Consider the following 13,143-nt stretch of genomic DNA (forward strand, 5'->3'; position numbering starts at 1 on the left):
CCGACATGCGGGGGAGGAGCTCTTCTCGGGCGAGGGCGAGGGCGAGGGCGCGGGCGGGTGCGGGTGCTGACGGAGGGCCGCGAGGCGGACGCCGTGCTCGTCATCATCCGCTCGGGCCGGTGCCCCGTCCACCCCCAGGAGAGGGGGTGTCTCTTTCCTTGTGAGCAGCACGCCGGCAAAGTAACTTGACCGTCGTACCACCTCGGCACGTAGCGCGACCAACCACCGCGGGCCCGGCCGGACCACCGATCAGACAACTTCTCCTCAGGAGCACCGCCATGTCCTCTGTCACGCCTCGTGCTGCCCGCCTCGCCGCCTGGATCGCCATCCCGGTCGCCCTCATCGCCTCCGGCGCCGTCGTCTCGACGGCTTCGTACTCCGCCTTCTCGGCGACGACCGTCAACCCGACGAGCAACTGGAACGCGGGCAGTGTCGCCCTCTCCGACGACGACTCGAACACCGCGCTGTTCAACGCGACCGCGCTGAAGCCCGGGTCGACCGGCTCCAACTGCATCACCGTCACCTCCACCGGGACGCTGCCGTCCGCGGTGAAGCTCTACGGCACCGGTGCGGCGACGACCAACGCGCTGTCGGGCTCCATCAACCTCACGGTCGAGCAGGGCACCGGCGGCGGCTTCGGGTCGTGCACCAACTTCGTCGCCGCCACGACCGGCGGCACGGTGTTCTCCGGCACCCTCGCGTCGTTCGGCTCGTCGAAGACCGACTACTCGACCGGGGTGGGCTCGTGGGCGCCGAACGGTGCCGGCACGCAGGTCTACAAGATCACGTACACGGTGCCGACCAGCGCGCCGAGCTCGGTCATGGGCGGCACCGCTTCGCTCGGGCTCACCTGGGAGGCCCAGAACTCCTGACGGGTCCAGAACTCCTGAGCGGACCGGCGCCCCGGCGTCGGACCCCGCACCACACACAGGCCCCGGTCGGAGGCAGTCATGGTGAGCAGCGAAGTCAGCGGTGGGTCCACCCCGCAGACCCGTGCCCGTGTCGCCCTCGACTGGGGCCGTGTCGTCGTCGCGACCTGCGCACGCGGCCTCGTCGTCACCCTGCTCGGACTCGCGCTCTGGGCCGCGGCACCCGCCGCCATCGGCTGGTCCCCGACCACCGTGATGACGGGCTCGATGGCACCGCGGCTGATGCCGGGCGACGTCGTCGTGTCCCGCCCGGTCGCGTCCGACCAGGTGAAGGCAGGGCGTGTCCTGCTCGCGGACGACCCGGACCAGGACGGGCTCCTGCGGATGCACCGGTACGTCAGTGACGGCCCGGAGCGCACGATCATCACCAAGGGCGACGCGAACCCGCAGTCCGACTCGACGCCCCTGCACCGCTCGGCCGTGCACGGGGTCGGGTACCTACGGATCCCGTACGTGGCCGCGCCGATCGTCTGGGTCCGGACCGGCGAGTGGGCCCGGGTCGCGGTCGTCGTCCTCGGCTTCGTCGGTCTCCTCGCCCTCTGTCGGGCCGACGGGCGGATCCGGCGACGCAGCGAGGCAGCGGCCGTCGGCAGCGACGAGCCGGACGGGCCCGGTGGGCCGGACGGCCCTGGTGGACCCGCCGGGCCTGGTGACGACGCCGGCGGACCGGGCACGCGCGCACGGGGCGGACGGGAGGCGCGGCACCGCGCCGCCACGGGCCTCCCGTCCGGCGAGTCCCACCGGACCGCGACCGTCGCCGGCTCCGGTGCCGCCCCGGGGCGGCGGGCGGCACGGGTGCAGGCCGCGGCGCAGCACCGGAAGCGACAGCGACACTTCCGCCGGGGCGGAGGCGTCGCCGTGGTCGTCACGGCAGCGGTGGTCGCGGCGCTCCTGCCGGGGGCCGCGGTCGCCGCGCCGTGGACCGCACGGACGGTCAACCCGGGCATGCAGCTCGCGACGCTCCGTCCCACCGTCCTCTCGTCGTTGAAGTGCACCTCGAACACCTCGCCCCTGGGCGTGAAGACCGCCACGGTCTCCTGGATCGCGACCGGTGGTGATGCGCCGGTCCGAACCGAGCTGATGAGCGGCTCCACCGCCGTGGCCGGCGTCACCGGGACCACCGCGTCAGCGTCGGGGACACCGCAGTCGTTGACCCTGACGGGCGGCAGCGGGCTGTCGCTCGGGGGCTCCACCGTCCTGACCCTGCGCGCGGACTACGGCGCCGGATGGACGGTCGCCGCTCAGGGCACGACCACGGTCACGGTCCGGACCTTCACCATCGCCGGCATCGGCGCCGCCGCGGAGTGCGTCGCCTGACCGTCCTCCACCGGTCCCGCACGGCGTCCCGGGATGTCCGCGGGGGCCGTTACCGTGGCTCGCATGCGGATCCTGCACACGGGCGACTGGCACCTCGGACGCACGCTGCTCGGCGCGGACCTGCTCGAGCACCAGGCGGTGTTCCTCGAGCACCTGGTGCGGGTGGTCCGCGAACGCACGGTCGACCTCGTGGTCGTCGCCGGCGACGTCTACGACCGGGCTATCCCGCCGGTCGAGGCCGTCCGGATGCTCTCGCACGTGCTCGAACGGCTGTCCGAGACCGCGACGGTCGTCGTGACGCCGGGCAACCACGACTCCGCGGTCCGGCTCGGGTTCGGCGCCGGGGTGATGAGCGATCGCGTCCGGATCTTCGCCGAGCCGTCCCGTCTGGCGGAACCGGTGCTCGTCGACGCCGACGACGGGGGCGGTCCGGTCGCCGTGTACGGCCTGCCCTACCTGCAGCCCGACATGGTCCGGTACGCGCTCGCGCCGGTGCCGGACGAACCCCTCGCCCGCTCGCACCAGGCCGTCGTCGGAGCCGCGATGGACCGGGTCCGTGCCGACCTGGCCGGCCGTCCGGGCACCCGCTCGGTCGTCGTCGCGCACGCCTTCGTCGGGGGCGCCCTGGCCAGCGACAGCGAGCAGGACATCCGCGTCGGCGGGGTCGACCGTGTCGCCGAGTCCACCTTCGACGGCGTCGACTACGTCGCCCTCGGACACCTGCACGGCCCGCAGCGGGTCGGGGCCGGGGACCGCATCCGGTACGCGGGCTCGCCACTGGCGTTCTCGTTCGGCGAGCGGAACCACACCAAGTCCGTGACGCTCGTCGACCTGGCGGCGGGCGGCACGGTCACCGTCGAACTCCTGCCGACCCCGGTGCCCCGTCCCCTCGTGGACGTCCGCGGCACCATCGAGCAGATCGAGTCCGGGGTGTTCGCCGAGCACGTCGACGCCTGGGTCCGCGTCGCCGTCACCGACACCGTGCACCCCGAGCGGCTGTACGCCCGCGTGAAGGACCGCTTCCCGCACGCACTCGCGATCACGCACGAGCCCGCCGACGCCCCGGAACGCTCCGCCGCCCGCGCGGTGAGTGCGACCAGCGACCCGGTGGAGGTCGCCGCGGACTTCGTCACCTACGCCACCGGTGGTGCCCCGGACGACGTCGAACTCGCGATCCTCCGCGACGCCTACGAGTCCGCGGCCGCCGCCCTGGCCGAGCAGGGAGCACGCTGATGTACCTGCACCGCCTCGAGCTCCGGGCCGTCGGACCTTACCCGGACCTGGTGTCGATCGACTTCGCGTCCCTGGCCGCCTCCGGGGTGTTCCTGCTCGAAGGACCGACCGGATCGGGCAAGTCGACCATCATCGACGCCGTCGTCTACGCCCTGTACGGCGGCCTCGCGGGCAGCGACGCCAGCACCGACCGTCTGCACAGCCAGCACGCCGACCCCGCGGTCGAGCCGTTCGTCGACCTGGTGTTCGAGACGAGCGCCGGCGTGTACCGGGTCCGTCGCACCCCGCCGTACGACCGCCCGAAGCAGCGGGGGACCGGCACGATCCGGCAGCAGTCCTCGGCGCAACTGGTCCGCCTGGCCGACCCGTCCGACCTGGTCGGCGAACCGATCTCGCACCGTGCGCCGGAGATCGGCATCGAGATCGCTCGGGTCATCGGGCTGAACCGCGACCAGTTCCTGCAGACCGTGGTCCTGCCGCAGGGCGAGTTCCAACGGTTCCTCCGCGCCCCGGGCGAGGACCGCCGGAAGCTCCTGCAGTCCCTGTTCGGCACCGCGATCTACGACCGGACCGCGGACGAGCTCGCTGCCCGACGCCGGACGGCCGTGGCGGAGGTCGAGGCCGCGGACGCCCGGGTGCGCGACGCCCTCGGGCGCTTCCAGCAGGCGTCCGGGGACGACGACGCCGACGAGTCGACCGCGCCGGACGTCGTCGCGGGACTGCGGGGGAGCGCCACCGCACTCGAGCAGGCCCGCACCCGGGCCCGTGCCGACGCCGAGCACGCCGTCGCCCACCTGCACGACGTGACCACCCGGCTGGCCGCCCTCGACCGGCGACGCGGACTGCTCGCCCGGCAGGACGCGCTGGCGGCGGACGCTCCGACGATCGCCGGACACCGGACCGCCCTGGGCCTCGCCGACCACGCCGCCGTGGTCGTGGCCGTCGCGGACGGCGCCGCCGCTGCCGAGGACCGTCTGACCGCCCTGGTCGGGGAACGCTCGGCCGTCCGCGACCGGCACGACGTGACCGACCACGCACCGTGGGACACCTCCGACCGGCTCGCCGCGGTCCGGTCCGAGGTCCGCCACCTGGTCGACCTCGAGCAGTCCCTCGACCAGCGTGCCGCCGCCGTGCAGTCGGCGACATCCGACCTCGAGCGGACGCAGACGCGGCTCGCCGAGGCCGCCACCGCGCTCGCGTCGCGTCCGGACGAGCGTGCCGCGATCGTCCTCGACGCCGAGCGGTCCGCCGAGTCCGCCGCCGACACCGGCGCTGCCGAACGCGCGGTCGAGACGGCCCGAGAGCTGGCGGATCTGCTCGCCGCGCGTCGGGTCGCCGCTGAGCGGACGTCGGACCGAGCCGCCGCGGTGACGGCCGCCGCAGCCCACGCCGCCGCCGCCCTCGCCACCGAGAACGACCTGCGCGCCCGACGCATCGCCGGTCTCGCCGGTGAGCTCGGTGCCGCGCTCGTCCCCGGTGACCCCTGCCCGGTGTGCGGCGCCGTCGAGCACCCCGCCGTGGCACGACCGCAGGACGACCACCCGAGCGCCGAGCAGATCGACACCGCCGCGGTGGCACGCGCCGACGCCGAGCGGGCCCTCGCCGCCGCGACGGCCGACCACGCCGTCGCCCAGGCCGAACTCGTCCGGCTGACCGAGGCGGTCGGGGAGCACGACGACGACTCGGTGGCCCGGCAGCGCGCCGAGGCCGACGCACGCCTGGCCGCTGCCCGTGCCGCGGCTGCCGCGGTGCAGGAACACGGACGACGGCTGCAGGCCCACGACCGCGCCACCCGTGCGCTCGAGGACGACCACACCGAGCTGGTCACCCGGAGCCGGCTGCTCGCTGACCGGATCGAGGGGGACCAGGTCCGCCTCGACGAGGACCGGGCCCGGGTCCAGGACGCGCGGCGGACGGTCGGTGCGGTCGTCGAGCAGGCCCGGACTGCGGGTGCGGGTGCCGAGGCGCTGGCTGCGGCAGACCGGGACGCCGATGACGGTGCCACCCTCGCCGAGGTCATCACCCGGGTCGATGCCCTGGTCGCCGTCCTCCGCACCGTCGCCGACCTCGACGATCGGGTGACCGCCGCCGAGCGGGACGTCGCCGACCGCAAGGCCGAGGTCGACGCCGCACTGCAGGCCCAGGGCTTCACGGACGTCACCGCCGCCCGGACGGCTGCGCTCGGGCGCGCCGATGCCGACCGGTTGCGGGCACTCGTCGCGGCGGCCGACCGTGAGCAGGCCGTCGTGGAGGCGGGGCTCGCCGAACCCGCGGTGGTCGCCGCCGCCGCCGCGGACGCGGACGAGGCCGCTGCCGCCGAAGACGCTGCCGCTGCCGACGCGCCAGCCGTCCTCGACCGGGACGCCGCGCAGGCTGCACGCGACGCCGCAGCCGCCGCCCTCGACGACGCGACCCGGGCTGCTGCCGCCGCAGCCGACCGGGCGATCGCGGCCGAGAAGTGCGCCACCGAACTGTCACGAGCCGTCCGCGCCCGCGACACCACGAGCGCCGAGAGCCGGGCCGTGGTCCGCCTCGCCGACATCGCGGCAGCGAACACGAACGTCAACCCGACCGGGATCACCCTCGGCACCTACGTGCTGATGCGCCGCTTCGAGGACGTCGTCGCCGCGGCCAACGACCGGCTGCGGGCGATGCTCGCGGGCCGGTTCACCCTCGAGACGTCCGACGAGCGGGAATCCGGCACCCGGGCCCGTCGGACCGGCCTGGCGCTGGCCGTCCGCGACCACCTGACCGACAGCACGCGAGACCCGCGCAGCCTGTCCGGCGGCGAGACCTTCACGTTCTCGCTCTGCTTGGCGCTCGGGCTCGCCGACGTCGTGCAGGCCGAGGCCGGCGGGGTGTCCCTCGGCACGCTGTTCGTCGACGAGGGCTTCGGCACGCTCGACCCGGAGACGCTCGACGACGTCATCGGCCAGCTGTCCCGCCTGACCGCCGGCGGACGCCAGGTCGGCATCGTCAGCCACGTCGAGGAACTCAAGCAGCGGATCCCGGAGCGGATCGCGGTGCGCCGGACCCCCGAGGGCGGTTCGCGCGTGACGACGACCGTCTGACCAGCGGGAGCGGTCAGACCGTCGTCACACGGCACATCGGCACCCTGGTGTCAGGGGCGTCAAGGGTGCGGCGTCGAGTCCACGGTGCCGTCGGGCGGCGGCAGGATGTCCGCCGCGATCCACGGGAACACCCACGTGAAGAGCACGAACACGATGGCGACGAGCAGCACGAGCAGCTCGAGCACCTTCAGCGCGGTGGGTCCGGGCAGCACGCGCCAGACGAGGGGGAAGATCACTTGGCGGCCTCCGTCAGTTCCTTCGGCGTGCCGTCGGACGCCTGCATCCAGTAGTCCATCTTCGCGTGCACGATGTACCGCTGGGCGGCGGACCACATCGGGTGGCAGGCGGTCAGGGTCAGCCAGCGGTCCTCGGCGGACGGTGCCACGCCGGGTTTGTTCGGGACCGGGGCGATGGTCTCGATGTGGTCGGGCGTGACGATCTGACTGTCGGTGACCTTGTAGACGTACCAGACATCGAACTTCGTCTTGGCGTCGGTGACACGGACCACGATCGGGTCGCCGGGCTTGAGGTCGGCGATCTGGTTGAGCGGCTTGCCGTACGTGACACGGTGGCCGGCGACGGCGAAGTTGCCCTCGGCGCCGGGCATCGCGGTGTCCTGGTAGTGGCCGAGTCCGATGGTGTTGAGGACCTTCTCGCGGTCGGTGCCCTCGCCGATGGGACGGTTGTAGTCCGACCCGAAGCGCGGGATCTGCATCGTCCCGAACACCGTCGACAGCCCCGGCGGTTCGCTCAGGACGGGAGCGGCGTCACGGCGCTCGGTGCCGACGATCTTCTTCGGCTCCGGCTGGTCGAGCGTCTGCACGAGCTTCGACTGCTCGTTCACGGCGACGACGTCGGTCCACCAGGCGGTCCACACGACGTACAGACCGGTGCCGGCACCCGCGATGATGAGGAGTTCGGCCAGCAGGGCGACGAGCGCGCCCCCGACCGTCTGCCGTGGTCGCCGACGTCGGGGCCGTTCGGTGCCGTCGTCGTCGCGGGCATCGCGCCGCGACGGCATCGTGTCGTGAGAGGTCACAGGGGCTCCGGATCGGTGAGGTCGGCGCAGTAGGTCTATCAGACCACGACGACGGCCCGCTGCGGGCGTCTTCCACAGCCCGGTCCCGAATCGGTGATCGATCCTCAGCCGTCGTCCTCGCTACCGTGGTGCGGATGGAGACCGTGATCCGTCCGTTCCGCCCCACCGACACCGAGGCCGTCGTCGCGCTCTGGGAGTCGTGCGGCCTGGTCCGCCCGTGGAACGACCCCCGCCGCGACATCGCGCGGAAGGCCACGGTGCAGCCGGAGCTCTTCCTGGTGGCGACCGACCGGGAGGCCGTGGTCGCCGCCGGCATGGCCGGTTTCGACGGGCACCGGGGCTGGGTCAACTACCTGGCGGTGTCGCCGGACCGGCAGGGGAGTGGACTCGGTCGTCGCCTGATGGCCGAGTTCGAGCGGCTGCTCACCGACCTCGGGTGCCCCAAGGTCAACCTGCAGGTCCGCGCCAGCAACGAGCAGGTCATCGCCTTCTACGAGGCGCTCGGGTACGCCGACGACCACACGGTCTCGCTCGGCAAACGCCTCATCGCCGACGACGGGACCGAGGCCCGCACCGACGCCGGTCTGACACCGCGTCCTGAGCCGATCCGCAGGAGGACTGTCAGGCACCTCTCTGTGGACCCCGGCGGTCAGGACACCGCGAGCCCGACCGACGCCGCGAACGCGAGCACGATCCCGGTCGTCTGCAGTGCGGTCAGCCGTTCGCGCAGCACGATGCCGGCGAGCACCACGGTGCCGATCGGGTAGAGCGCGTTGAGGACGCTGATCACCGGCAGGGTCGACGGGTCGTCGCTCGAGTGCAGGCCGGCCTGGATGAACACGTTCGCCATCGCGTCGAACACCCCGCAGCCGATCACCACGAGCACCAGGGCCCGCCCGGGCCGCACCCGCCCAGGCCGCACCCGCCCGGCCACGGGGCGGACGTCCGGCGTCGTCGTGGCGGCCGGCGTGCCTCCCGGCCGTGTGCCGACCCGGCCACCCAGCCGCAGGGTGACGAGGGCCGCCGCACCGAGCAGCACGACCTGCAGTGTCCGGGCGACCAGGAGGGTCGCGACGCCGGAGTCGGGCGGCGAGGCGTCGTACCCGAGCACGACCCCGCCGAAGCCGCACCCGGCGACCGCGGCGGTGACGACCCCGCGGAGGGTGAGGCGGGCGCCTCCCGGATCGGGGACCGCGGCGACGAGCACCACGGCGACCACCGCGACCACGAGCGCGACCACGCCGAGCGGCGACAGCACGATGCCGCGGACGAGCGCGACGACGACCGGGACGACCGCGGAGAAGACGGCGGTGAGCGGGGACAGCACGCTCATCGGCCCGATCGCGAGGGCCGCGTAGAGCAGGAGGACGCCGACCGCGCCGGACAGGCCCGCCACCACGCCGGCAACGACGGCCTGCTCGGAGAACCGACCGCCGAGGACCGCGAAGCCGACCAGCAGCGGGACCAGGCCGACCAGGGCCGCGACGGCCGCGACGCGCACCGGGCGGACCCGGCGGGACGCCAGCCCGCCGAGGAAGTCGGCGGCCCCGTAGACGAGGGCGCCGCCCAGGCCGAGCAGCACGGTGATCACGGGCCCCATCCTGCCCGCACCGGTACTCTGCACGGCGTGAGCGTTCCCTACCACCGGTTGCCCCGTGTCGATGCGAACTGGCGGTGGTGGCGGCCACTGGTCGCCGTGGCGGTGTTCCTCGGCTTCTACCTGGCGTCGCAGATCGTCATCGCGATCGCGTACTTCGTGCCGATCGGCGCGCAGCGCGGACCAGCCGGGCTCACGGACCTGACGGAGAAGCTCTCGTCTGGCGCGCTCGACCCGACCGACCCGCTCATCCTGTCGCTGACGCTCGTGTCGCTCGTGGTGCTGCTGCCGGCGATCATGCTGTCCACGAAGATCGCCGGGCTCGGCCCCTACGGGCTGCTGTCGTCGGTCCGGACCCGGGTCCGCTGGGGCTGGCTCGGCTGGTGCCTGCTGCCGCTCCTGGTGCTCGCGGTCGTGATGTTCCTGTTCCAGGGCGCCGGGTACGTCGCGACCGACGGCGGCCTGCACTGGAACACCGCGGAACTCGGGCAGTCGACCGTGACCCTGCGGACGCTGACCCTGACGATCCTGCTGGTGGTCCTGCTGGTGCCGTTCCAGGCCGCGGCCGAGGAGTACGTCTTCCGCGGCTTCCTGATGCAGACGATCGGCTCGTGGATCCCGCTCCGTGCGGTCGGCGCCGTCGTCGCGGTCGCGGTGTCGACCGTGCTGTTCGCCGTCCTGCACGTGCCGAACGGCTACAACATCTGGGGCATCCTGGACGTCGGTTCGTTCGGGCTGGTGGCGGCGGTCATCGTGCTGCGGACCGGCGGGCTCGAGGCCACGGTCCTGCAGCACGCGCTCAACAACATCATGATCTTCGTGCTGCAGGCCCCGGGCTGGTCCCAGGTCGACCTGACCGGCGAGGGGTCGCAGGGCAGCTGGCAGGGGTTCGTCGTGACGCTCGGCACCTCGCTGCTCTACTGGGCACTCGTCGAGCTGACGGCGTGGTGGCGGAAGCTCGACCGCCGGTTCCCCGGGCAGGAGGCGCCGCGGTTCCGTGGGCAGCCGCCGCTCTGGGCGGGTGGCCGGCAGTGGCTCCGGCCGGGAGGCGCGGGCTGGTCTGGCGCCCCCACACGCGGTGACGAGACGGGCGCCTCCGAGACGGGCGCCTCCGGCGACCCGGTGCTGGTCGGGTCGGGTGCGGGCGGGCCGGCGGCGTCGGCTGTGGACAAGTCCGGTGGTGTCGGCACGCGGCCGTAGGCTCGTCGCATGAGTTCGAGTGGTGTCGCTGCGCCCGGAACCGAGGCAGCTGGGCCCCGGTCCGCTGCGCTCGACGTGCTGCAGCGGGTCTGGGGCTACGACGCCTTCCGCGGTGAACAGGCCCAGATCATCGACCGCGTGGTCGCCGGCGGCGACGCCCTCGTCCTCATGCCGACCGGCGGCGGCAAGTCGCTCTGCTACCAGGTGCCCTCGCTCGTCCGCGACGGCATCGGGGTGGTCGTCTCCCCGCTGATCGCCCTCATGCAGGACCAGGTCGACGCCCTCGCCGCCAACGGTGTGCGAGCCGCGTTCCTCAACTCCACGCAGGGACCGGACGAGCGCGCCCGGGTCGAGCGGGACATCGTCACCGGCCAGGTCGACATGCTCTACCTGGCACCCGAACGTCTGAAGATCGAGTCCACGCGCTCCCTGCTCGACCGGGCCCGGATCGCGCTCTTCGCGATCGACGAAGCGCACTGTGTAGCGCAGTGGGGGCACGACTTCCGCCCGGACTACCTCGAGCTCAGCGTGCTCCACGAACGCTGGCCGGACGTCCCCCGCATCGCGCTGACGGCCACCGCGACGCCGCAGACCCACCGCGAGATCTCGGCCCGGCTCGGGCTCGACGACGCCGCGCACTTCGTTGCCGACTTCGACCGGCCGAACATCCAGTACCGGATCGAGCCGAAGACCGGCGCGATGCAGCAGCTGCTGACGTTCATCCGCACCGAACACAGCGGGGACGCCGGCATCGTCTACTGCCTGTCCCGCAACTCGGTCGAACGCACCGCGGCGGCCCTCGTGCAGCAGGGCATCGCCGCGCTGCCGTACCACGCGGGTCTCGACGCCCGCGTGCGCGAGCGGAACCAGGCCCAGTTCCTCCGTGAGGACGGCATCGTCATGGTCGCCACCATCGCGTTCGGCATGGGCATCGACAAGCCCGACGTCCGCTTCGTCGCGCACCTCGACATGCCGAAGTCGGTCGAGGGCTACTACCAGGAGACCGGGCGTGCCGGGCGTGACGGGCTGCCCTCCACCGCGTGGCTCGCCTACGGCCTGAACGACGTCGTGCAGCAGCGCCGCATGATCGACCAGTCCGAGGGGGACGCCGCGCACCGACGGCAGCTCAGCGCGCACCTCGACGCCATGCTCGCCCTGTGCGAGACGATCGAGTGCCGCCGGGTGCGCCTGCTCGCGTACTTCGGGCAGGAGTCGTCGGCGTGCGGCAACTGCGACACGTGCCTGGCGCCGCCGGAGTCCTGGGACGGCACGGTGCCCGCGCAGAAGCTGCTCTCCACCATCGTGCGGCTCGACCGCGAGCGTGGCCAGCGCTACGGCGTCGCACACCTGGTCGACATCCTCACCGGCAAGCAGTCGCCCCGAGTGACCGAACTCGGGCACGACTCCCTCGCCACGTTCGGCATCGGGCAGGACCTGTCCGACGCCGACTGGAAGGCCGTGGCCCGACAGCTGCTGGCGCAGGGGTACGTCGCGGTGTCCGGCGACGGGTACGGCACGCTCGTCCTCAGTCCGACGAGCGCCGAGGTGCTGGCCGGCCGGGTCGAGGTCCGGATGCGCCGCGACCCCGTGAAGACCCCGCGTGCCGGTCGGAGCCGTCGCACCGCGGTGGTGTCGGACATGCCGCAGGAGGCGATGCCGCTGTTCGAGTCGCTGCGGCAGTGGCGTGCCGGGCAGGCGCGGGAGCAGGGGGTCCCCGCGTACGTGGTGTTCAACGACGCCACCCTGCGTGGGATCGCCGCGGTGAAGCCCGCCGACCTCGACGAGCTGTCGGAGATCTCGGGCGTCGGTGCGGCGAAGCTCGAGTCCTACGGGCGGGCCGTACTCACGGTCGTGGCGGCCGCCGTCTGACCCATGCCGCTCGGGGCATGTCGCCCCCGGGCCCGTCATTACACTCGGTACCTCCCGCCCACCAGGAGGCCGTGTGTCCCGTTCGACGAAGCCCGCCACCGTGCTCGGGCGCGCCGTGGTGGCGCCGCTCGCACGACTGCTGTGGCGGCCCGAGGTGGTCGGTCGGAAGAACGTCCCGAAGCGCGGTCCGGTGATCCTGGCGAGCAACCACCGGTCCTTCATCGACTCCCCGACGATCACGCTCCTGGCGCCGCGCAAGGTGTCGTTCCTCGCGAAGCAGGAGTACTTCACCGGCACGGGCTTCCGCGGTGCACTGTCGCGCGCGTTCTTCTCCGGCATCGGTGCGATCGGCGTCGAGCGGGGTGCCGGAGCCGCCGCGCAACAGGCCCTGGACCTCGGGCTCGCACGACTCGAGGCGGGTGAGGCCTTCGCGATCTACCCCGAGGGCACCCGGTCGCTCGACGGTCGGCTCTACAGGGGCCGGACCGGGCTGGCGTGGCTCGCCCTGACGAGCGGGGCGCCGGTGGTCCCCGTCGCCCTCACCGGCACCGAGCACGTGCAGCCCGTCGGGTCGCGGATGCCCCGGCTGGCCCGGGTGCGGATCGAGTTCGGCGAGCCGATGGACCTGTCCGGCTTCGGCGCTGCGAGCTCGGGCCGTGCGCGGCGTCAGGCGACGGACGCGGTGACGGCGGCGATCCAGGCCCTCAGCGGTCAGGAGCCGGCCGGCGTCTACAACGAGCCGCCGACGACGATCGTGGAACGGGTCAAGCGGATGCTGCACCACGACGACCGTGGGGACGCGCTACCCGACTGACGCGCACTATTGCATATGTGAAATACGCATACTATGCTCGATCCGGCTCGTCGGGATCAGCATCGACGGGTCGC

General features: G+C 73.2%; 11 protein-coding genes. 8 read left to right on the top strand and 3 right to left on the bottom strand.

What is annotated here, in order from left to right:
- Window positions 1-278 precede the first annotated feature (278 nt).
- From QL987_RS10700 to QL987_RS10715, 4 genes are all read left to right on the top strand, one after another.
- Entirely contained in the window at window positions 279-872 is a 594-nt protein-coding gene (locus tag QL987_RS10700) for a hypothetical protein (RefSeq protein WP_111074930.1), read from the top strand.
- 81 nt (window positions 873-953) lie between these two features.
- Window positions 954-2,246, top strand: a complete 1,293-nt coding sequence (locus QL987_RS10705; RefSeq protein ID WP_290157640.1) for a S24/S26 family peptidase — start codon at window positions 954-956, stop codon at window positions 2,244-2,246.
- A 63-nt stretch (window positions 2,247-2,309) separates the two neighbouring features.
- Window positions 2,310-3,479 carry an exonuclease SbcCD subunit D gene (locus QL987_RS10710; protein WP_290157642.1) on the top strand — a complete coding sequence of 390 codons (1,170 nt, stop codon included), beginning with the start codon at window positions 2,310-2,312 and terminating at the stop codon, window positions 3,477-3,479.
- Window positions 3,479-6,550: an SMC family ATPase gene (locus tag QL987_RS10715; RefSeq protein ID WP_290157643.1), complete on the top strand. Its 3,072-nt coding sequence runs from the start codon at window positions 3,479-3,481 to the stop codon at window positions 6,548-6,550. Before QL987_RS10710 ends, QL987_RS10715 begins: the two co-directional genes overlap by 1 nt.
- A gap of 59 nt (window positions 6,551-6,609) precedes the next feature.
- Here QL987_RS10715 and QL987_RS10720 read toward each other — a convergent pair whose 3' ends face one another.
- Complete coding sequence (locus QL987_RS10720; protein ID WP_181439253.1) at window positions 6,610-6,786, bottom strand: hypothetical protein; 177 nt, start codon at window positions 6,784-6,786, stop codon at window positions 6,610-6,612.
- On the bottom strand, window positions 6,783-7,589 hold the full coding sequence (locus QL987_RS10725) for a class E sortase (protein ID WP_290157645.1): 807 nt from the start codon (window positions 7,587-7,589) through the stop codon (window positions 6,783-6,785). The genes QL987_RS10720 and QL987_RS10725 overlap by 4 nt, the downstream gene beginning before the upstream one ends.
- Before the next feature lie 134 nt (window positions 7,590-7,723).
- Here QL987_RS10725 and QL987_RS10730 point away from each other — a divergent pair, with 134 nt between their 5' ends.
- A complete protein-coding gene (locus QL987_RS10730; protein ID WP_356841112.1) occupies window positions 7,724-8,356 on the top strand; it encodes a GNAT family acetyltransferase in 633 nt (210 codons plus the stop codon).
- On the opposite strand, the gene QL987_RS10735 is transcribed toward QL987_RS10730, so the two are convergent.
- The gene (locus tag QL987_RS10735) at window positions 8,239-9,180 is read right to left on the bottom strand and encodes an EamA family transporter (RefSeq protein ID WP_290157646.1); all 942 of its coding nucleotides are present in this window, start codon (window positions 9,178-9,180) and stop codon (window positions 8,239-8,241) included. The two genes, QL987_RS10730 and QL987_RS10735, sit on opposite strands and share 118 nt — an antisense overlap.
- 36 nt (window positions 9,181-9,216) lie before the next feature.
- Here QL987_RS10735 and QL987_RS10740 point away from each other — a divergent pair, with 36 nt between their 5' ends.
- The 3 genes from QL987_RS10740 to QL987_RS10750 all read left to right on the top strand — a co-directional run bounded on the left by QL987_RS10740 (window position 9,217) and on the right by QL987_RS10750 (window position 13,069).
- On the top strand, window positions 9,217-10,386 hold the full coding sequence (locus tag QL987_RS10740; protein ID WP_290157647.1) for a CPBP family intramembrane glutamic endopeptidase: 1,170 nt from the start codon (window positions 9,217-9,219) through the stop codon (window positions 10,384-10,386).
- Window positions 10,387-10,395: 9 nt separating this feature from the next.
- Window positions 10,396-12,255 (top strand): DNA helicase RecQ, encoded by a 1,860-nt coding sequence (recQ, locus tag QL987_RS10745; RefSeq protein WP_290157648.1) that lies wholly within the window; start codon window positions 10,396-10,398, stop codon window positions 12,253-12,255.
- Between the two features lie 73 nt (window positions 12,256-12,328).
- Window positions 12,329-13,069: a lysophospholipid acyltransferase family protein gene (locus QL987_RS10750; RefSeq protein WP_290157650.1), complete on the top strand. Its 741-nt coding sequence runs from the start codon at window positions 12,329-12,331 to the stop codon at window positions 13,067-13,069.
- Window positions 13,070-13,143 lie beyond the last annotated feature (74 nt).

It is taken from the genome of Curtobacterium sp. APC 4022, assembly GCF_030407555.1.
Classification (GTDB): Bacteria; Actinomycetota; Actinomycetes; order Actinomycetales; family Microbacteriaceae; genus Curtobacterium.

What these genes read in the sequence shown, in the direction of transcription:
- QL987_RS10715 (WP_290157643.1), top strand. Translation starts at nt 3,479, where the DNA reads ATGTACCTGCACCGCCTCGAGCTCCGGGCCGTCGGACCTTACCCGGAC.
- QL987_RS10730 (WP_356841112.1), top strand. Translation starts at nt 7,724, where the DNA reads ATGGAGACCGTGATCCGTCCGTTCCGCCCCACCGACACCGAGGCCGTC.
- QL987_RS10700 (WP_111074930.1), top strand. Translation starts at nt 279, where the DNA reads ATGTCCTCTGTCACGCCTCGTGCTGCCCGCCTCGCCGCCTGGATCGCC.
- recQ (WP_290157648.1), top strand. Translation starts at nt 10,396, where the DNA reads ATGAGTTCGAGTGGTGTCGCTGCGCCCGGAACCGAGGCAGCTGGGCCC.
- QL987_RS10710 (WP_290157642.1), top strand. Translation starts at nt 2,310, where the DNA reads ATGCGGATCCTGCACACGGGCGACTGGCACCTCGGACGCACGCTGCTC.